General features: G+C 56.8%; 15 protein-coding genes. 6 read left to right on the top strand and 9 right to left on the bottom strand.

Translation table 11 applies throughout. From position 1 onward, the window contains the following. The first annotated feature begins 154 nt into the window (after positions 1-154). A complete protein-coding gene (locus H7848_RS02025) occupies positions 155-3151 on the top strand; it encodes a methyl-accepting chemotaxis protein (protein ID WP_208347570.1) in 2997 nt (998 codons plus the stop codon). A 100-nt stretch (positions 3152-3251) separates the two neighbouring features. On the opposite strand, the gene lepA is transcribed toward H7848_RS02025, so the two are convergent. Next, positions 3252-5051 carry a translation elongation factor 4 gene (gene lepA / locus H7848_RS02020; RefSeq protein WP_208347569.1) on the bottom strand — a complete coding sequence of 600 codons (1800 nt, stop codon included), beginning with the start codon at positions 5049-5051 and terminating at the stop codon, positions 3252-3254. Positions 5052-5305: 254 nt separating this feature from the next. Here lepA and H7848_RS02015 point away from each other — a divergent pair, with 254 nt between their 5' ends. The 3 genes from H7848_RS02015 to H7848_RS02005 all read left to right on the top strand — a co-directional run bounded on the left by H7848_RS02015 (position 5306) and on the right by H7848_RS02005 (position 7731). Further along, the gene (locus H7848_RS02015; protein ID WP_208347568.1) at positions 5306-5635 is read left to right on the top strand and encodes a metalloregulator ArsR/SmtB family transcription factor; all 330 of its coding nucleotides are present in this window, start codon (positions 5306-5308) and stop codon (positions 5633-5635) included. Between the two features lie 141 nt (positions 5636-5776). Then, positions 5777-6751 (top strand): GNAT family N-acetyltransferase, encoded by a 975-nt coding sequence (locus H7848_RS02010; protein ID WP_208347567.1) that lies wholly within the window; start codon positions 5777-5779, stop codon positions 6749-6751. Then, entirely contained in the window at positions 6748-7731 is a 984-nt protein-coding gene (locus H7848_RS02005) for a Rieske 2Fe-2S domain-containing protein (RefSeq protein WP_208347566.1), read from the top strand. The genes H7848_RS02010 and H7848_RS02005 overlap by 4 nt, the downstream gene beginning before the upstream one ends. On the opposite strand, the gene H7848_RS02000 is transcribed toward H7848_RS02005, so the two are convergent. The 5 genes from H7848_RS02000 to H7848_RS01980 are packed head-to-tail and all read right to left on the bottom strand — an operon-like array spanning position 7716 to position 12921. Beyond that, on the bottom strand, positions 7716-8867 hold the full coding sequence (locus H7848_RS02000; RefSeq protein WP_208347565.1) for an ATP-grasp domain-containing protein: 1152 nt from the start codon (positions 8865-8867) through the stop codon (positions 7716-7718). The two genes, H7848_RS02005 and H7848_RS02000, sit on opposite strands and share 16 nt — an antisense overlap. Then, positions 8860-10140: a F390 synthetase-related protein gene (locus H7848_RS01995; RefSeq protein ID WP_208347564.1), complete on the bottom strand. Its 1281-nt coding sequence runs from the start codon at positions 10138-10140 to the stop codon at positions 8860-8862. Before H7848_RS01995 ends, H7848_RS02000 begins: the two co-directional genes overlap by 8 nt. Continuing rightward, entirely contained in the window at positions 10133-10963 is an 831-nt protein-coding gene (locus tag H7848_RS01990) for an MBL fold metallo-hydrolase (RefSeq protein ID WP_208347563.1), read from the bottom strand. The genes H7848_RS01995 and H7848_RS01990 overlap by 8 nt, the downstream gene beginning before the upstream one ends. Further along, positions 10960-11928 (bottom strand): NAD-dependent epimerase/dehydratase family protein, encoded by a 969-nt coding sequence (locus tag H7848_RS01985; RefSeq protein WP_208347560.1) that lies wholly within the window; start codon positions 11926-11928, stop codon positions 10960-10962. The genes H7848_RS01990 and H7848_RS01985 overlap by 4 nt, the downstream gene beginning before the upstream one ends. Then, a complete protein-coding gene (locus H7848_RS01980; protein ID WP_208347559.1) occupies positions 11929-12921 on the bottom strand; it encodes a 3-oxoacyl-[acyl-carrier-protein] synthase III C-terminal domain-containing protein in 993 nt (330 codons plus the stop codon). Between the two features lie 216 nt (positions 12922-13137). On the opposite strand from H7848_RS01980, the gene uvrA reads away from it, so the two are divergent. Beyond that, positions 13138-16002: an excinuclease ABC subunit UvrA gene (gene uvrA, locus H7848_RS01975; RefSeq protein WP_208347557.1), complete on the top strand. Its 2865-nt coding sequence runs from the start codon at positions 13138-13140 to the stop codon at positions 16000-16002. Positions 16003-16077: 75 nt separating this feature from the next. Here uvrA and H7848_RS01970 read toward each other — a convergent pair whose 3' ends face one another. Genes H7848_RS01970 through petA form a run of 3 tightly spaced genes read right to left on the bottom strand, consistent with a single transcriptional unit; the run spans position 16078 to position 18812 of the window. After that, positions 16078-16875, bottom strand: a complete 798-nt coding sequence (locus tag H7848_RS01970; protein ID WP_208347556.1) for a cytochrome c1 — start codon at positions 16873-16875, stop codon at positions 16078-16080. Positions 16876-16892: 17 nt separating this feature from the next. Then, positions 16893-18239, bottom strand: a complete 1347-nt coding sequence (locus H7848_RS01965; protein ID WP_208347555.1) for a cytochrome b — start codon at positions 18237-18239, stop codon at positions 16893-16895. A 3-nt stretch (positions 18240-18242) separates the two neighbouring features. Beyond that, complete coding sequence (gene petA / locus H7848_RS01960) at positions 18243-18812, bottom strand: ubiquinol-cytochrome c reductase iron-sulfur subunit (protein ID WP_208347554.1); 570 nt, start codon at positions 18810-18812, stop codon at positions 18243-18245. A gap of 229 nt (positions 18813-19041) precedes the next feature. On the opposite strand from petA, the gene H7848_RS01955 reads away from it, so the two are divergent. Continuing rightward, positions 19042-19686, top strand: a complete 645-nt coding sequence (locus H7848_RS01955; RefSeq protein WP_419555485.1) for an outer membrane protein — start codon at positions 19042-19044, stop codon at positions 19684-19686. Positions 19687-19691: the final 5 nt, after the last annotated feature.

The raw sequence follows: 19691 nt of genomic DNA, 5'->3' as shown, positions 1-19691 counted from the left end.
TGCCCGGACTGGCGGCCCTGATTTCGTTAAAATGCCGATTATAACCGGTTTTTAACGACTCAGTCCCCATACAACCACGGGTGATATCGCGCTGTTTTTCTATTGATGACCGGACCCGGCGTGTACTGCAACCGTTGAACTGGGACAAATGCATATGAGCTTTATTAGAAACCTGCCGCTTACCTTCAAGTTACCGATGCTGATGGTCGCACTGCTGTTCGTAGCGGTCGGCGTGACCGGCTGGCTGGTTCTGAACGAGATGCGCAACTCGGCCAAGGCACAGATGGAGTATAATCTGCTCAAAGCGGCTGAACTACGCGGGGGCGAAATTTCGTACTGGGCGGAAAATATCTCAAAAAGTCTTGTCCGACAGTCCAAGATCAACACGGTCCACCGCGCGATGCAGGCCTTTAACTTTGCGTATCGCCGTGCCGAAACCGATATGGGCGCGCAGGCGTTGCAGGATGTCTATGTTGCCAACAGTCCCATGCCTGTTGGTGAACGTCATATGGTGGATGATCCCAAAGACGGGTCATCCTATTCCGGGGTTCACAGTCAGTATCACAGCTATTTTCGCAACCTGCTGGAATCCGAGGGCTATTATGACGTCTTCCTGATCGATACGCGCGGAAACGTTGTGTATACCGTATATAAGGAAAACGATTTTTCGACCAACATCCTGACAGGTCCTTGGAAAGACAGCGGTCTGGCGCAGGCCTTTCAGGCGGCTGTTGATAACAAGGACGACCAGCTTCATTCCAATTTCACTGATTTTGCACCCTATGGGCCGTCAGCCGATCAACCTGCCGGATTTGTGGGAAAAGCGTTGATCAACGAACGCGGTACGATGATCGGTGTGCTGGTCTTTCAGATGCCGATCAATCAGTTGGAAAAAGTCGTAAATTCAGAAAACAACCGCACCGAAACTACACGCTTTTATCTACTGGGCGGTGATGGAACGTTTCGAACGCCCGTTGCACATCTGGAAAACGGTGCAATCCTTCGTGACGGACTGGATACAGAGGCCCTTCGCCTGGCGAAAGAAAGCGAAACTGGTGCGGCACAGGGGATCGGGTCGGGCGGTGATACTGCCATATCGGCCGTGACCACAATTGATGTTCTGGGCGCCGAATGGACGCTGGTTGCGGAAAAGGCGCTGGCAGATGTCTATGCCCCGGTCTATGATTTCTTCCTGAACCTGGCCGCTCAGGTCGCTGTTTTGATGGCATTTTGTCTGACCGTCGCGATCTTTGCGTCCCGCGCCATCAGCCGCCCCCTGCAAAAGATCACGGCCTCGATGAAGAATGTCTCGGGCGGTGCGCTGGACACAAATGTACCCTATACAGGTCAGAAAGATGAAATCGGCGGTATTGCGAATTCGCTGGAACAATTCCGCCAGGCATTGGTCGCGTCCGAGGCGTTGCAACAGCAAAACCTGGAACGCAGCGCAGCCCTGGCTGGATCCGAGGCAGCCATGATGATCGTGGGCTTGGATAAGCGGATCAGCTATGCGAATGATGCCTGTGTCAAGCTGCTGACAAAAAACCAGGATGTCTTCTTGGTTGAAAACCCGGAATTTGCACCCGATGCGCTGGTGGATCAACCTTTGCCAGCCTTGCACCCAAGCTGCGCTGTGACCGAGGATTTGCTTGAAAATCCCGGTCAGTTGCCGTGGCAAGGCGAACTAAAGGTCGGCAAACGGCGCATTATTCTGTCTATAAACGCCATCACAGATGACGCTGGCAACTATTCAGGCAGCGTGATCCAGTTGGAAGATATCACAGAAGAAAAAATGCGCCGCGCCCTGCTGGATACGATTAATAGTGATCTTCTGACCGCCCAGGTCGCACCCGATGGTGTCATTATGCAGGCCAATGAAAATCTGGTCGCCGTCCTTGCCGGATCGTCAGATGAGTTGATTGATCAGCATATTGATCAGTTCATGGATCAAAAAGTCGCGCATGCCGTCGCTAATGGTGATCTGATTTCCCAGCTTTCCAAGGGTTTGACCGTCAAGGGCAGCTTTAAGATGGCCCGGACCAACGGCGACATCGCGTGGATCGAGGGCAGCTTCAGCCCCGTTCTGGACAGCGATGGCAAGCCGCGTCTGTTCCTGTTTATCGGGTCGGACATTACTCAGGCCCGCGTGGATCTTGAACGTGCCGATCAGGAACGTGAAGCGATGGTGGGCGCACAGACGACAGTGGTCAACGCCCTGCGCTTTGGTCTGCAGGCATTGTCCGAAGGCGACGTGCAGGCACGTATCGAACAGGCGTTTACCGATGAGTATGAAGAGCTGCGCCAGAACTTTAACGATGCCGCGCAGCATCTGGAAAGCGTTCTGGTCCAGGTCTTTGAAAACGCGCATACTGTGCAGAGTGAAGCCAGCGAAATCAGCAAAGCCGCCGAAGATCTGTCGGTTCGGACTGAAAAACAGGCCTCAACCCTTGAACAGACAGCCTCGGCTTTGGACCAGCTGACGTCCAGCGTCAGATCGGCCGCCGACAGTGCGGATCAGGCCAACCTTATCGCCACGCAGGCCAAGCAGAACGCCGAAACCAGCGGACAGGTGGTTGAACAGGCTGTTGTTGCGATGGATCAGATTTCCAGTTCATCTCAGAAAATCTCGAAAATCGTGGATGTTATCGATGATATCGCCTTCCAGACCAACCTGCTGGCCCTGAACGCCGGGGTTGAGGCAGCCCGTGCGGGTGAAGAAGGCCGCGGTTTTGCCGTTGTCGCATCCGAGGTTCGCGCCCTGGCGCAGCGATCATCCGAGGCCGCAAAACAGGTCAACCAGTTGATCTCGGAAAGCAGTCAGCATGTGTCGATGGGCGTCGAACTGGTGGGTGACACCGGCAATGCGCTGAACAAGATCGTCGATAATGTCCTGACAGTGTCCCAGCGCGTGTCCGAGATTGCGCAATCTGCGAAAGAACAATCGTCAGCGCTGTCCGATATCAACACATCGGTCAACGAACTGGACGCCGTGACGCAAAACAACGTTGCCATGTTCGAAGAAACAACCGCAGCAAGCCAGGCCCTGAACGCGCAATCCGATGCATTGCTAAAGGCAATCGGCAGTTTCAGCCTGTCTGCGCGGGCAACAAAAACCGAAGAGTCCAGCGACAAAACAAAGATGTCGGCGTAAGTCACGGTTGCAATAAATCAGGTCGGCCCAGCGGTTCACTCTGGGTCGAGCGGGTAAAGTTAAGGCAAGCATTTGGTTCTTGCCAATGCCGCAGGAATATTTAGCCGTCCATCTTCAGCGCCGAGATAAACGCCTCTTGCGGGATGTCGACCTTGCCGAACTGGCGCATCTTTTTCTTACCGGCTTTTTGCTTGTCCAGCAGTTTGCGCTTCCGTGTGGCGTCGCCGCCGTAACATTTGGCCGTCACGTCCTTACGCAGCGCGGCCAGGGTTTCGCGGGCGATGATGCGCCCCCCGATGGCCGCCTGAATCGGGATCTTGAACATATGGCGCGGGATCAGATCCTTTAGCTTTTCACACATCGCGCGGCCACGCTGTTCGGCGCGGTCACGGTGGACCATGGTCGACAAGGCATCGACGGGTTCATCGTTCACAAGGATCTGCATCTTGACCAGATGATCCTGACGATAGCCCGTCATCTGATAGTCAAAGCTGGCGTAGCCTTTTGTTACCGACTTCAGCCGGTCGTAAAAATCAAAGACGACCTCGTTCAGCGGCAGGTCATAAACGACCATCGCGCGGCTACCGGCATAGGTCAGGTCCAGCTGGATACCGCGGCGATCCTGACACAGCTTCAGCACATCGCCCAAATAATCGTCAGGTACCAGAATGGTGGCCTTGATCCGCGGCTCTTCCAGATGATCGACATGGGTCAAATCGGGCATGTCCGCGGGGTTGTGCAATTCGATCATCGACCCGTCGCGCATATAGACGTGATAGATCACACTGGGTGCAGTCGTGATCAGTTCAATATCATATTCTCGTTCAATACGGTCGCGGATGACCTCAAGGTGCAACAGACCCAAAAACCCACAGCGGAAACCGAAACCAAGGGCTGCCGAAGTTTCCATCTCGAAGCTGAAGCTAGCGTCATTCAAGGCCAGCTTTTCGATAGCGTCACGCAGGTCTTCGAATTCAGCGTTATCGACCGGGAACAGCCCGCAGAAAACCACAGGTTGCGAAGGCTTGAAGCCTGGCAGCGGCGTATCAGCCCCTTTCTTTTCAGTCGTGATGGTATCGCCCACGCGGGTATCGCGGACCTGTTTGATCGAAGCGGTCAGAAAGCCGATTTCGCCAGGTCCCAGTTCGTCAATAGCCTGCATCTGTGGGCGAAAAACGCCAATGCGGTCGACGGGATGGATACTGCCGTTCGACATCATCTTGATCCGGTCGCCCTTTTTCAGGACGCCGTCGATGATCCGAACCAGAACGATGACACCCAGATAGGCGTCGTACCAACTATCGACCAGCATAGCCTTGAGCGGTGCATCGCGGGTACCTTTGGGTGCAGGCAGAGTTTTGACAATGGCCTCAAGCACCTCATGAATCCCCTGTCCCGTCTTGGCGCTGACCGGGATCGCGCCCGAGGCATCGATGCCAATCACATCTTCAACCTGTTCGGCCACTCGGTCGATGTCACTGGCGGGCAGGTCGATTTTGTTGAAAACCGGGACAAGTTCGTGATCAGCATCGATGGCCTGATAGACATTGGCCAGCGTCTGCGCCTCGACCCCTTGGGTGCTGTCCACGACCAGAAGTGAGCCTTCGACAGCGCGCATGGACCGGCTGACCTCATAGGCGAAATCGACATGACCCGGCGTGTCGATCAGGTTCAAAACATAGTCCTCGCCGTCATCAGCGGTGTAGTCAATGCGAACGGTGTTCGCCTTGATCGTGATCCCGCGTTCCCGTTCAATGTCCATCGCATCCAGCAGCTGTTCCTTCATATCCCGGTCCTGTACGGTACCGGTTTCCTGAATCAGCCGGTCGGCCAACGTGGATTTGCCGTGGTCGATATGGGCCACGATGGAAAAATTACGGATTTTTGATAACTCGGTCATCCGCTGGATATGCGGCGGAAACGGGGTTTGGTCAATGGGGATTTATGGTGGGATTTGTCCTTTTGTCATGAGGTGCTTGCTGCAGGTCACCGCCCGCTTTCGCCGCTTAGGCGCGGGGTGACGCCTGGTTGATAAGAGATTGTCAGTGATACCCGGCTTGACCCCAATCAGCTTTATAACATTGTGTTTTATTCCGGATATGCATAACCTCATAACAAACAAGATAATTAACAAATAAGTTAAAAGGTTATTTGATGTCAAGTCCGGATAAGGTGTTTGAGGCCCTAGGATCGACGACCCGACGGCGTATACTGGCGTATCTGTCGGAAAAACCGCTGAGCGCGGGCGAGATTTCGAAACGCTTTGACATGTCACAACCCGCTGTTTCGAAACATCTTTCTATTCTGGAAGGTGCGGGGCTGGTCTGGCGAAAACGCGAAGGGCAGTTTGTGAGGTATGGCATGGAACGGGCAACGCTTGCCGGAACGCTCGCCAGTTTTCTGCAAGAGGTCTGCCCGCCATCGCGCGCGCTGAAAAAGGAGGCAAAGGCGCAAAAAGATGCAGACAGTCCGTCTGATGAATGAACCGCGCCCGCGTTGATGCAGGACAACGACAGTCAGCACCGCGTTGACCGATTTGCGCTGATATATCGTGGACACCCCACCTCTGCGCTAATTCAAAACCTGAAGACGGATATCGAAGCTCTGCGAGTTGGCGGCCAGGATATGCCGCTGAGCACAAGCAACGGATCCGATGCGCCGAACTGCTATATCTGCTGCCCAAGCGTGGCCTATATCGACTATGGTATTGAAGAAACACGACATTTCGACAGCCACCCCGTTATCAAGACAGCGCTGACTGGCATCATCAGGGCCAACCGGCCACTGATCCGGGCGACTGGTCTGGATCATCAGGTGCAGCCGAATAACTGGCTGTTTTCGACCAATCCCGTTCCCGACCTGACCCAAACAGATATAGAACAGATGCGCGATGATCTGGTCGCGCGCTTTCCGGATCGGGCGATTGTTCTTAGATCATTGAATGACCTGCGCGATCCCGAAAAGATCGAAGCCTTTGAAAAAGCAGGGTTTCTAATGCTGCCCGCCCGGCAGGTCTATGTTTTTGACCCACGGCATGCAGATATGTCAAAGGCCGATTTCAAACGGGATCAGACACTGCTGAGTCGAACGGATTATAGGGTGGTTGAGGGTGCCTGCTTTGCCGATGATGACTTTGACCGGGCGGCGGAGTTGTATGGGCAGCTTTATCTGCAGAAATACACGCCGCTGAACCCCGACTACACCCCGCTATATCTAAAGTCACTGCAGGCAAACGGTCTGATCCGCTTGTTTGGTCTGCAAACCCCCAACGGCCGGATTGATGGCATTCTGGGGTTGTTCGAAAATGCCGATACACTGACCGTTCCGATCATCGGCTACGACACCGGCCTGCCCAAGAAACTGGGTCTTTATCGCATGTTAAGCGCCCTGGCCCAGAAACACGCGATTGACGAAAACAAGGTTTTGAATTTCAGCGCGGGCGCGGCGGAGTTCAAGCGCAAACGCGGCTCGGTCCCGACGATTGAGGTGTCGGCGGTTTACGTGGCCCATCTGCACTGGCGCAAACGACTGGCAACGCGTAGTGTGAAGGCATTGCTTGATCGCATTGGTGTCCCGATTATGAAGCGTTTCGAATTATGACGATATCTGATTGGCGTCCTGTGGCTTTGGCCAAAGATGTTCTGCGACGCCCGCGACAGATTTGGTTTGAAAATATGCCGGTTGTGCTGTTTCACGACGGGCGCGATTTTCAGGCGCTGTTTGATCGCTGCCCCCACCGTTTTGCCGAACTATCAAAGGGACGCGTTATGCAAGGTGCGATTGAGTGCCCCTATCACGGTTGGCGGTTTCAGGGTGGCGGTAAATGCGTGGCGATGCCGGGGCATCTGGATGATTTGCCGAACATCCGCGTGAAATCCTTTGCCGTTCTGGAACAGGATCAGGTGATCTTTATCGCAGCCAAAGCCCCCGATCAGCCGCCCTATATCCACGCCATGGTCGGGCAGGATATTGTCGTCAAACGCGTCGAAAGCCGCGCGCAGTCAACATTGCTGGATGTCGCGGAAAATATTCTGGATGCAACGCACACCCATTTCACGCACAAGGGCATTTTACGAGGCCTCAGCGCCAAACGATACCGGGTAAAGGTTGAAGTATCGGGCGGCCCCGGCATGGTTGAGGCTGTCTATACCGGCGAAGATAAGCAGCAGGGGCTGGTCAGCACCTTGTTGGAAGGCGGGCGCACCAAGACCGTCGGGCGGTTTCGCGCCCCCGGTATTGCCGAGTTGGAATATTGGGGGCCGAAGGGCATAAACCTGGTCACGAGTTTTCATCTGCGCCAATCGACGCCGCAGACGGTCGATGGGATCGGATGGCTTGTGGGGCCGCGGGACGGCGGCCTGGGGCATCTGAAGGCGTTGTTTTTCAAGCCGCTGTTTCGGGTGGCCTTGGGGCAGGATCAACGCATTTTGGCCCGTTCCGCTGCAAATGCCGCGCGCGATCCGGTTGCAGCACCGGTCGTGGGGCCCCTGGATTTTCTGCGCGCCGATATCGAACGCATTCTGAACGGTGACCTGCCGCAGGCTTCCAAGTCGCCGCGCACCCACTACATCGAGCTTTGATCCGGCCCGTTCCATTCGATGTCAAAGGTCGACGCGGCCTGCAGGCTGATCCGCCGGGCCAGCGCGATACGCGCAATTTCAGCAACGGAGCGCAGCTGTTGTTTTTGCGGCCCAGGATCGCCGTCCCATTGCAAGGCATGCCGGGCGCAGCGGATATCCTGGAAAAACTGACCAAACTGCAGACCAGCAACAGCTTTGGGAAAGGCGTAAATCCACATGGCGGCGGGCACGGTCAGGGGTGTTTTGATATCCGGGTCGGCAAACCCATGACCAGAAAACGCCGTGGAAAACGCCCGCGCATTATGGAAGAAATGGATGCCGCTGACCGCGCGCGGGTTGCATTCCAGTGCGTATATTTTGCCTTGGGCCGTCCGGATGAAATCGAAAGACAGCTGCCCCGTCCAATCGATCCCTGCCGCGAATGTCGTGATGAAATCGGTGATGCCCGGGTCGATCACCGGGTCAAAATAAACCGCAGCACCCTTGCCCGCGCGGTATCGGGGGGCATAGATCGACAGCCCGTTCAGCTGGCCACGGGTGGCGAAGGCATAGGCGCAAAGCTCGGTCCCCTTGATGAACTCCTGTGCCACCCATGGAGTTGTCAGCGTCGGTTTGAATGTCAGTTTGCGTGGGTCCGGGCGGATCAGGACATTGGTCGCGAAGCGGGACCAGACCGGTTTGAAGACCAGATCGCGGGACTGCGCACGGTGTTTTTCCAGATCAGCCGGGTCGGTCAGAAGATAGGTCTGTGGCACCGGCAGCCCCAATTCCTGCGCCAGTTGCGTGAAGTCGTATTTGTTATGCGCGCGCGCCAAAAGACTGATATCAGGCGCGAAAAGTTGGGCTGGCATGGCGTCGGACCAGATTTGCGCCAGATAAAAGACCTCTTCACAGGTCGGGATGACCTGCGTGATGTTGTGACGGGTGATGACCTGTTTCACGGCCTCGGCGTAGGCCGACAGCCCATCGATGGGGCGCGGCAGGACTTCGTAGGCATCGCAGGCTGTTGAGACCGACGAAATGGTCTGGCGCAAACTGTCCGCCATGATCACCCGATGCCCTGCCCCGTGCATCAGCCGCGCCAGATGCAAACCCGCGGGCGCGCGGGCGCCGGTGATCAGCATTGTCTCAGCCATTGGGCTTATGCTGATTTTCAACGCGGCGCAGTTTCCGGTCGCCGCTGGTTTGCAGGGTGTGCGGTTCGACGGTGACGGCGGCATTCACCTGCTTTTTGGCCATCAAAGCAGTCATCGCCGACTGAACTGCAGCACAAACATCGGCAGGGGTCGCGGGTGGCAGATGCACCTGAATACTCTGCGGCCCGGTTTGCAACACGCGGAAATCGTCGATGCTGCGGTCGGTGTCGATGACGGTATTGCGCAGGATATCGGGGGTTAGCATGACCTGGCCATCGCGCCCCGGCAGATGAAAGCAGTCATCGGCACGCCCCACGACCTCGGCCAGAACATGGGTTGGCGCGCCGCAGGGGCACGGGTCGGGCGACAGGCGGACCAGATCGTTCATCCGATAACGCGCCATGATCTGCACGTGGCGGCTGAAATCGGTGATGATCATTTCTCGCAAGTCCGGATCATCCCCCACCTGCGGCAATTCGAAAAACATCGTATCTTCGTTCAGATGCAGCGCGCCGTGTTCGCAGGTGACGGCAAACAACCCCTCGGTCGCCATATAGATCTGGCCCATTTTCAGGCTGAAGTATTGGTTAATGATATCGCGGTCGAAATCATCCAGCTTTTCCGCGCCCGAGAAGACCCTGCGCGGGTTCAGCTGAACTTTCTGATCAACCATCCACCGCAAAACCTTGGGCGGCGCGATGATAACGGTGGGGTCTAAGCCCGTCAGATCATCGACCCACTGATCCATCGGCTGAGTCAGATCATAGAACCGAAGCTGCAACGTCGGCAGCCGATTGGCCGAGGCATAAAGCGGCGTGTTCAGCGGCAGCATGATCGCGATGCGATGCACCTGGCGCCAGAAGCCGGGCAGCGCCTTGGCCAGAATGGTGCCCAGCCAGCGAAATCGTTCGGCCTGCGAGATCACGAAAAGCCCGCGGTTGCCGCTGGTCCCCGTGCTGGCGCCGACGATGTGGTCGCCGACATGCTTATCGCCTGCGAAGGCCGCCCAACCCGTTTCCGCATCGATGCCCGCGGTGTTGAACTGATCGAAATTCTGCATCAGGACAGCCTTGTCGATGATCGGCAGGTCGGCCAGATCTGCGAGCGCATCGTGATAATAGGGCACTTTGGGCAGGCTGTTGTTCAGCCAGTGGTCCAATCTATGCTGTTGCAAACGCTCAAGCGCCGGGCGCGACCGGCAAGACCGCGCGGTCCAGCGCGTTTGGGCGTAGGCCATGATGGCGTGACGCAGGGCCAGTTTGCTGTCACCCATCGGTCTGATCCGTGAAATCATAGCGCGATGGGGCGGGATCATGGCACAGCAGGACCTCGCCCCCTTGATCAATGAAGGCGCGGATGCGGGTGATGCTGGCCTGTGACGCGGCCCGGTCGTGAAAGACCAGCGGGGTCGCCGGAAAGCCCGGAACGCGGTCCTGCGTTATCGCCTGCATCATCCATTGCGCGTCGGTGGCGTATAGCAGTGGCGGGTCGAGGTGCGGAAAACAGACCCCCAGATGCCCCGGCGCGTGCCCCGGCAGCGGGATTGTCAAGATTGAGCCGTCACCAAACAGGTCCGCGCCTTGACCAAGACCAAACGGCGCCTCGACTTGGGGCAGGCCAAGCGGATCAATCAAGCGGTCCGCAAAATCGTCGGGCAGCAGTTCGGTGAAGATACCATGGTGCACGTTGCCCAGATGGCTGTGGTTAGCCATAAACCGCACCGCCTCGGGCGCGATGATGAAGCGGGCGTTGGGGAAATCGCGCAGATAGGTGACATGGTCGGCGTGCAGATGGGTGACGATGATCGTCTGGACGTCTGCCGGATCAAATCCGTAGTGCGCCAGAACGGCCAGCGGGCTTTGCAGCGGGTCCAGCCGGGGTTTCAGCAAAGCCGCGTAGAGTTTCAGCGCCGCACTGCGCCCGGCCCCTTGGGTGACGCGGGGACCGTACCCTGCGTCAATCAGGACGGGTCCGTGTTTCGGATGACGGATCAGACCAAAGCGCACCCTTAATGCAACCTTGGTCAACCGCCCACCGCGCAGCACCAGACGTTCGCGGGTGAAAACATGGGCGCTATTTGCGAAAACCGGGATCATTGTGGCAGATCGGCGCCAAACGTGCGGCGGAACCCTTCGGGGAAGGACACCTGAGGCTGCCAGTTCAAATGGGTTTTGGCCTTGGTGATATCCATGGTCTGACGATAACGCATCAGGGCCAGACTGTAAGCGGTCACGGGCGGTTCGGGTCGACCGGGCAGAACCGATGCCGCCGTTTCGATCATGCGAACGGCCGACAGCGCCAGGCCAAAGGGCACGGTGCGCCAGCGGACGGGAATGTTGTGATGACGGGCGATGGCACAGATGATCTGGTCCATCCCGATGCATTGGCCGCCGCTGATGTTGAAGATTTCGCCGTGGGTTGACCCAGGGGCATCAAGCGCGGCCAGAGTGGCAGCAACAACGTCATCCACATGGGTGATATCGGTCGCGCCCATGCCACCGGGGAACCTTGGCAGACGAGATTTCTTCGCCACCTGCGACAAACGCGGCAGCAGGGCCGTATCGCCCACACCATATATGCCGCGTGGGCGCAAGATGATCGGGCCGATGTCGGGCGCGGCTAGAACCAATTGCTCGGACTGCGCTTTTGTCTTGGCGTAGAGGTTAACGGGGGGTGGCAGAACGGTGGTTTCGGGCAGTTGGTCCTGATCCTGAAACCGGAAATAAACGCTAGCGCTTGAGATATGGACGAAACGCCCAACGCCGCTGCGCCGGGCGAAATCGATCAGATTGGCGGTGACGGTGACATTGGCGCTTTCAAAAGCACGCGGATGGCCCCAAGGCGACGATAAAGCCGCCGAATGGACGATCGCTTCGATATTCGGGTTCGGATCAAGCGAATGGGCCAGATCGGCCGCCATGGTTTCCAGCCCCATGCTCTGCAACCCCGCCAACGCGTCCATGTTGCGCCCGGTTGCCAAAACGGGCTGACCCAGGTCATGCAGCCTACAGGCGACCGCGCCGCCCAGAAACCCCGTAGCGCCTGTGACCAGAACGGTCATTCAATAAACCATCGCGATGCCGCCAAAGGACACACCCGCCGATGTACCCAGCATCAACAGCCGTTGGCCGCGCGACAGGCGGCCATGGTCCACGGCATGGTTCAGGCTGATCGGCAGGGATGCCGCGATCTGGTTGCCATAGACCCGCGTGATATCGATGACCTGATCGGTCTGAAAGCCGCAGGCGCGGATCATATGGGCCAGGGCCAGCGGGCTGGCCTGGTGCGGCACGACCAGATCGACCTGATCCTTGGTCCATCCAGCACGGGCCAACAGATCGTCGACAAAACGGGCGAAATGCTTGCTGGACAGGCGAAACAGCTCTTTCCCGTCCATCTGAAACAGGGTGTTGGCCGCAAAATCTTCGGCCTGATCGCGGAAATCGAACCGCGTGCCCCCGGCCCCAATCCCGCAGATATCGTAACCGGACGGATGCGTTTCGAACCCGGTCGCGATGATCCCCTGCCCTTGCCCGCGTTCAACCACAACCGCCGCAGCGCCATCGCCGAAAAGGCCCGCGATATCGGGCCGTGTCTGCCAAGGCAAAGCACGCGAAGCGACCTCGGAACAGACGATCAGCGCACGCTGATACCGCCCCGCGGCCAACAACCCGTCGCAGCATTCCAGTGCGTTTAAAAAACTCAGGCAGGTGCTGTTGATATCGAATGCCGTGGCCTGTCCGTCGGGAATACCTAACGCCCGTTGCACCGCCGGCGCCGTTGACGGAATGGGCTGATAGGGCACCGCACATGCGCTGATCACAAGATCGATGTCGGTTGGCCGAAGACCTGCCGCGTCCAGCGCCGCATGGGCCGCCTTGGTCGCCATCGAGATCTGATCTTCATCGCCCACACAATAATGGCGAACGGGTACGCCGGTCTGACGCTCAACCTCGCCACAAGCCAGACCCAATCGCTGATCAAGCTGCTGCGACGTGGTTTTCCCATCGGGAATGTGGGCACCAATGCCCCTGATATGCAATCCGTCCGTCATCTAAAATATCTAGGTCTGATAAGCTGTGCACACAACGAAGAAACTGGTTCCGTTAATATTCACATTTTACCTTATAATCGGTCAGCGGTCAAAAGAGCTGCAGAACTTCACGGCACGCCCGCCGTTTTTCGCAAAATGTTCCCAAAATGTTCCATTTTTTCATTGGCCCTGATGGCGCTGCCCGCTATGTCTTGCCTATCGGTTAATGAGGGTCCCATGCCAGAGCTGAAAAAGATCGAAATTCGTGGTGCGCGTGAACACAATCTGAAGTCGGTTGATGTGGACATTCCCCGCGATGAACTGGTTGTAATCACTGGGCTTTCCGGGTCTGGCAAGTCGTCCTTGGCCTTCGATACTATCTATGCCGAAGGGCAGCGGCGCTATGTGGAATCACTTTCGGCCTATGCACGTCAGTTTCTGGACATGATGGAAAAACCCGATGTGGATCACATCAGCGGGCTAAGTCCGGCGATCTCGATTGAGCAGAAGACGACATCGAAAAACCCACGATCAACCGTCGGGACCGTGACCGAGATTTACGATTATATGCGGCTTTTGTTCGCCCGAGTCGGCACGCCCTATAGCCCTACAACCGGTCAACCGATCGAGGCGCAGCAGGTGCAGGATATGGTCGACCGCGTCATGGCGATGGACGAAGGCACGCGCGGCTATCTGCTGGCGCCCATCGTGCGCGACCGCAAGGGTGAGTACCGCAAGGAATTTGCCGAGCTGCGCAAGCAGGGGTTTCAGCGGGTCAAGGTTGACGGTGAGTTCTATGAACTGGATGAGCCACCCACCTTGGATAAGAAGTTCCGCCATGACATCGACGTGGTCGTCGACCGGATTGTCGTACGCGAAGGGCTTGAGACACGGCTGGCCGACAGTTTCCGCACGGCGCTTGATCTGGCCGACGGCATCGCCATTCTGGAAACGGCGCCCAAGGAAGGCGACCCTGAACGGATTACGTTCAGCGAAAAATTTGCCTGCCCTGTCAGTGGCTTCACCATTCCTGAAATCGAACCGCGGCTGTTTTCCTTTAACGCGCCCTTTGGCGCCTGCCCCGCCTGTGACGGCCTGGGGGTCGAGCTGTTTTTTGACGAACGGCTGATTGTGCCCGACCCATCTTTGAAACTGATCGACGGGGCCATTGCGTCTTGGCGCAAGGGCAAGTCGCCCTATCACACCCAGACGATCGAGGCGCTGGCGAAGCACTATGAATTCGACAAAAACGCGCGGTGGAAGGATTTGCCGAAGCATGTGCAGCAAGTGTTGCTCTATGGGTCCGGGGATGACGAAATCAAGTTCCGCTATGACGACGGTGGCCGGGTTTACGAGGTGACGCGCAGCTTTGAAGGCGTGGTGCCGAATATGGAGCGACGCTATCGCGAGACGGATTCGAACTGGACGCGCGAACAGTTTGAGCAATATCAGAACAACCGTGCCTGCGGTGTGTGTGACGGATACCGCCTGCGGGAAGAGGCCCTGGCGGTGAAAATTGCCGGGCTGCATGTGGGGCAAGTGGTTGAAAAATCGATCAAAGAGGCTCTGAAATGGTGCGAGGGCGTGCCGGAAACCCTGTCAGCGCAAAAGAACGAAATTGCGCGGGCGATATTGAAGGAAATCCGCGAACGTCTGGGCTTTTTGAACAATGTCGGGCTGGATTACCTGACGCTTAGTCGGAACGCGGGCACCTTGTCCGGAGGTGAAAGTCAGCGGATCAGACTGGCCAGTCAGATCGGGTCGGGCCTGACGGGGGTTCTCTATGTGCTGGATGAGCCTTCGATCGGGTTGCACCAGCGCGATAACGATCGGCTGCTGACCACGCTGAAAAACCTGCGCGATCAGGGGAATACGGTGATCGTGGTCGAACACGACGAAGAGGCGATCCGTGAAGCCGACTATGTTCTGGATATTGGCCCCGGCGCAGGCGTGCATGGCGGCCAGATCGTGTCGCGCGGTTCTCCGGCCGAGATTACGGCCGATCCGGCGTCCCTAACAGGGCAATACCTGTCGGGCCAGCGTGAAATCGCGGTGCCCGCCACGCGTCGCAAGGGCAACAAGAAGAAGGTGACGGTCAAAAAAGCCAGCGGCAACAATCTGAAGGATGTGACCGTTGATTTCCCGCTTGGTAAGTTTGTCTGCGTCAGCGGGGTGTCGGGCGGCGGAAAGTCGACACTGACGATCGAAACGCTGTTCAAAACCGCATCGATGCGGCTGAATGGGGCCCGTCAGACGCCCGCGCCCTGCGATGGGATCACCGGGCTAGAGCACCTGGACAAGGTTATCGACATCGACCAGCGCCCCATCGGACGCACGCCGCGCAGTAATCCAGCGACCTATACTGGCGCTTTCACGCCAATCCGGGATTGGTTCGCCGGCCTGCCCGAATCCAAGGCCCGCGGCTATAAACCAGGGCGCTTCAGCTTCAACGTCAAGGGCGGCCGGTGCGAGGCCTGTCAGGGCGATGGTGTGATCAAGATCGAGATGCATTTTCTTCCTGATGTTTATGTCACGTGCGAAACTTGCAATGGCGCCCGGTATAACCGCGAAACCCTTGAGCTTCGGTTTAAGGGTAAATCAATTGCAGATGTCCTGGATATGACAGTTGAAGACGCGCAGGAGTTTTTCAAGGCTGTGCCGTCGATCCGCGAAAAGATGGACGCGCTGATGCGTGTGGGTCTGGGCTATATCAAGGTGGGTCAACAGGCAACGACCCTGTCAGGTGGCGAGGCGCAGCGCGTCAAGCTGTCGAAAGAATTGTCGAAACGGTCGACAGGGCGGACGCTGTACATTCTGGATGAACCGACTACGGGTCTGCATTTCGAAGATGTGCGTAAATTGCTGGAAGTGCTGCATGAACTGGTCGATCAGGGTAATACGGTTGTGGTGATCGAACATAATCTAGACGTGATCAAAACGGCGGACCACATCATCGATATCGGTCCCGAAGGCGGCGATGGCGGCGGAACAGTCGTGGCCAAGGGCACGCCTGAACAGGTGGCTGAGGTCGAGCATAGCCACACAGGCCGCTATCTGAAACCAATGCTGGAAGCGCGTCGAAAGCGTGTTGCGGCTGAATAGACCTGTTTCCAGAACCCGATTTTAACGAAAAACGCCGCCCAGAAAGGCGGCGTTTTCATTAGGTTAATCGTTGGCTTAGTCTTTGCGCTGTTTCGCGCGCGCTTTGATCGGCGCCCACAAACGCTTGTTGGTCAGATACAGAAGAACCGCCAAAACCGTCAGGAACAACACGCCCGTCAGACCAGCCTGCTTACGCGCCATCATCTTGGGCTCAGCCGTCCACATCAAAAATGCAGCAACATCCTTTGACATGGACTCCAGATCGTTTGCATGACCGTCGTCAAATTCGATCCAGCCATCCTCAAGGGGGGGTGCCATCGAAATCCATCCGCCCGGAAACGCTTTATTTTCATAAAGTACGGCACCGGCTTCTTCGCGTATCTCACCTGTGTAACCGTTCAAAAGCGAAGCGATGTATTCCGGCCCGCCCATTCCGCGAACCAATTGGTTGATGCCAGAGCCATAAGGGCCGCTGAAACCAGCACGTGCCTTCGCCATCAGGCTAAGATCGGGCGCATTTTCAAGGTTTGATTCCGGAAAATGATCTGTTGGGGTTGCTGTACGAAAATCGCGAATGCTTTCGTCATAAACCTCCAACATCGCCGCATAAGCCCGCACCTGATCATCAGGCAAGTTCGGGCCACCTTCATCGCCCAATGTCCGGATCGGTACAAACTTCATACCATGACAGGCAGCACAGCTTTCGGTGTAGACCTTCAACCCACGCTGAAGTTGCTGCTGATCAAAGGTGCCAAAGGGCCCTTCGAAAGAAAAGTCATAGTCGGTGACTTCACCGGTTTTACCAGCAGCCATTGCACCGGATGCTGCAAGACCAAGGGTCAGGGCCATTGCGATTGTCAGTTTCTTCAACATGCTTATTGATCCCCTAGTCATTCAGCGGGCGACATGGCCGGTGCACCGGATGTCGATCCCTTGTTCGCATACATCGCGTTGAAATCATCTTCGATTGTCGCGGGTTGCGATAGCGGTTTCTCGAATATGCCCAGAAGCGGCAGGATCACCAGGAAGTAGGCGAACCAGTATGCCGACCCGATCAAGGCGATGGTTGGATAGATGCCTTCGGCCGGCATCGCCCCTGCCCACATCAGGACAAAGAAGTCGATGACAAGGACCGCAAAGAACCACTTGAACGCTGGTCTATAGCGACCTGACCGCACCGATGATGTGTCCAGCCACGGGGCCAGCGCCATCACGACCAGGGCACCGAACATCGCCAACACACCGAAGAATTTCGCATCCACGATACCGAAGGTGATCCATTCGACCGCGATCACGACCCAGACGTCACCGTCAAAGGCCCGCAGGATTGCGTAGAACGGCAGGAAGTACCATTCGGGCACGATGTGCGCAGGCGTGGCCAGTGGGTTTGCCTCGATATAGTTATCGGGGTGGCCCAGATAGTTCGGCATAAAGCCAACGATGGCGAAGAACACCAGCAGGATGATTGCCAGGGCAAACAGATCCTTGATCACGAAGTAAGGCCAGAAAGGCAAAGTATCACGCTCGGCTTCTTCTTTCGACGTGCGACGCACTTCGACACCGGTCGGGTTGTTATTGCCGGTTGTGTGGAAGGCCCAGATGTGAACGATCACAAGGCCTGCAATCACAAATGGCAGCAGATAGTGCAGTGAAAAGAAGCGGTTCAGCGCAGGTTGACCCACGGCGGAAGCGCCCAAAAGCCAGGTCTGGACCGACTCGCCCACGAAGGGGATCGCGCCAAACAGGCCAGTGATCACAGCCGTCCCGTGGAATGACATCTGACCCCATGGCAGAACATAACCCATAAAGGCCGTGCCCATCATCAGCAGATAAATCAGCATGCCGATGATCCACGTCACCTCACGCGGGGCCTTGTAGGACCCATAATACAGACCGCGGAAGATATGCGCATAGACCGCCGCAAAGAACAGCGACGCGCCGTTCATATGCACATAGCGGATCATATGCCCGCCATTCACATTCCGCATGATGTGTTCAACGCTAGCGAACGCCCTGTCTACATGCGGCACATAATGCATCGCCAGCACAACGCCGGTCGCGATTTGCAACACCAGCGTAAAGGTCAGAACGATGCCCCAGATCCACATCCAGTTCAGGTTTTTGGGGGTCGGGATCATCAGGGTGTCATACAAAAGACCCACAATCGGCAACCGCCGGTGCAGCCACTTTTCGCGGGCTGATGTGGGTTCGTAGTGATCGTGTGGGATTCCAGACATGTCTTAGGCCTCCTCACCCAGTAGAATTGTTGTTTCGTCAACGAAAGCGGCCATCGGAACCGGCAGGTTTTCCGGTGCGGGGCCGCTGCGAATGCGGCCCGAGGTATCATAGTGCGACCCATGGCAGGGGCAGAACCAGCCGTCAAAATCGCCAGCCTCGCCCACCGGCACACAGCCAAAATGCGTGCAGACGCCCATCATCACCAGCCATTCACCGCTTTCGCCTAGGGCGCGGTTTTCGTCGGTGGCGGGCACGGCTTCATCCAGATTGTCGTTCCGGGCCACCGGATCAGGCAGTTCGGACAGATCGACAGCACGGGCGGCCTCGATCTCTTCCGGGGTGCGATAGCGGATGAACACGGGCTTGCCCTGCCATAGCTGCGTCAGCTGCGACCCAGGCTGCAACCCACTGACATCAACGCGAATCGATGCCAGCGCCAGAACATCCGCACTTGGATTCATCTGATTGACCAGCGGCCAGACAGCGGCACCTGCCACCACAGTGCCAGCGCCAGCGGCCGCGTAATAGATAAAATCTCGGCGTGTACCTTCGTAATCGTCTGCGTGAGACACGGCTTAGATCTCCTTCCGGACTTGCGACATTCACCTATTTCATGGCGAACAGCATGTGAACCGTCAAAACGGCCTTTCGCGGGTATTTAGCCCCCCAATGCCGTGACGTCCAGCGGACATTCGCGCACAGGCACCTTTTGACAGTTTTGTCTAGCTTTGTGTTGGCGATATTCTTTAACATTGAATGTACGCGTATGAGTTGATGTCGGGTCTGTTGGGGATGCACCTGGTGAAAAGTAGTGTTTTAGGCGCCGTTTTGGCGATCGGTATGGCAAATTTGGCCCAGGCTGAATTTCAGCTGAGTCTTTATTCAGGTCTGCAGTCGGCCCCCGATGGCAATGTTGATGGCACGACCGGCGATGATACCTTTGATTTCGATGTGGAATGGAACGGAAATTCGACCGAAGTGCCGCCTTATTTCGGCTTTCGTCTGACCTGGTGGCAAAGCGAACGGCTTGGGTACGGGATTGAGCTGAACCACGCCAAGGTCGCTGCCAGTGACAGTACCCTACGCAACAGCGGATTTTCCGATCTTGAATTCACGGACGGCCTTAACCTTTTGACAGTCAACGGTTTTCACCGCTGGAGCCAGGAAAACAGGCGGTGGGATCCCTATATCGGTGGCGGCGTTGGCCTGGCCATTCCGCGTGTCGATGTCGAGATCGGCGCGAACGATACCTTTGATTATCAGATCACCGGCCCCGCAGTCGTCTTTATGGCGGGCGCGACGTATGAGCTGGATGAAAGCTGGTCGGTCTTCGGCGAATACAAGGGCAGCTATTCATCGAACACCGCTGATCTGGAAGATGGCGGCGAACTTGAAACCGACGTCATCACGAACGCGGTCAATGTCGGGCTGACCTTCAATTTCTAGCCAAT

This window comes from Pseudaestuariivita rosea, from assembly GCF_017592335.1.
Classification (GTDB): Bacteria; Pseudomonadota; Alphaproteobacteria; order Rhodobacterales; family Rhodobacteraceae; genus Parasulfitobacter; species Parasulfitobacter rosea.
The sequence above is the reverse complement of the archived record's forward strand: the minus strand, read 5'-3'. Positions and strand labels throughout refer to the sequence as shown.

Excerpts from the sequence above, each read along its gene's own strand:
- H7848_RS02025 (WP_208347570.1), top strand. The coding sequence starts at position 155 with ATGAGCTTTATTAGAAACCTGCCGCTTACCTTCAAGTTACCGATGCTG.
- lepA (WP_208347569.1), bottom strand. The coding sequence starts at position 5,051 with ATGACCGAGTTATCAAAAATCCGTAATTTTTCCATCGTGGCCCATATC.
- H7848_RS02015 (WP_208347568.1), top strand. The coding sequence starts at position 5,306 with ATGTCAAGTCCGGATAAGGTGTTTGAGGCCCTAGGATCGACGACCCGA.
- H7848_RS02010 (WP_208347567.1), top strand. The coding sequence starts at position 5,777 with ATGCCGCTGAGCACAAGCAACGGATCCGATGCGCCGAACTGCTATATC.
- H7848_RS02005 (WP_208347566.1), top strand. The coding sequence starts at position 6,748 with ATGACGATATCTGATTGGCGTCCTGTGGCTTTGGCCAAAGATGTTCTG.
- H7848_RS02000 (WP_208347565.1), bottom strand. The coding sequence starts at position 8,867 with ATGGCTGAGACAATGCTGATCACCGGCGCCCGCGCGCCCGCGGGTTTG.
- H7848_RS01995 (WP_208347564.1), bottom strand. The coding sequence starts at position 10,140 with ATGGGTGACAGCAAACTGGCCCTGCGTCACGCCATCATGGCCTACGCC.
- H7848_RS01990 (WP_208347563.1), bottom strand. The coding sequence starts at position 10,963 with ATGATCCCGGTTTTCGCAAATAGCGCCCATGTTTTCACCCGCGAACGT.
- H7848_RS01985 (WP_208347560.1), bottom strand. The coding sequence starts at position 11,928 with ATGACCGTTCTGGTCACAGGCGCTACGGGGTTTCTGGGCGGCGCGGTC.
- H7848_RS01980 (WP_208347559.1), bottom strand. The coding sequence starts at position 12,921 with ATGACGGACGGATTGCATATCAGGGGCATTGGTGCCCACATTCCCGAT.
- uvrA (WP_208347557.1), top strand. The coding sequence starts at position 13,138 with ATGCCAGAGCTGAAAAAGATCGAAATTCGTGGTGCGCGTGAACACAAT.
- H7848_RS01970 (WP_208347556.1), bottom strand. The coding sequence starts at position 16,875 with ATGTTGAAGAAACTGACAATCGCAATGGCCCTGACCCTTGGTCTTGCA.
- H7848_RS01965 (WP_208347555.1), bottom strand. The coding sequence starts at position 18,239 with ATGTCTGGAATCCCACACGATCACTACGAACCCACATCAGCCCGCGAA.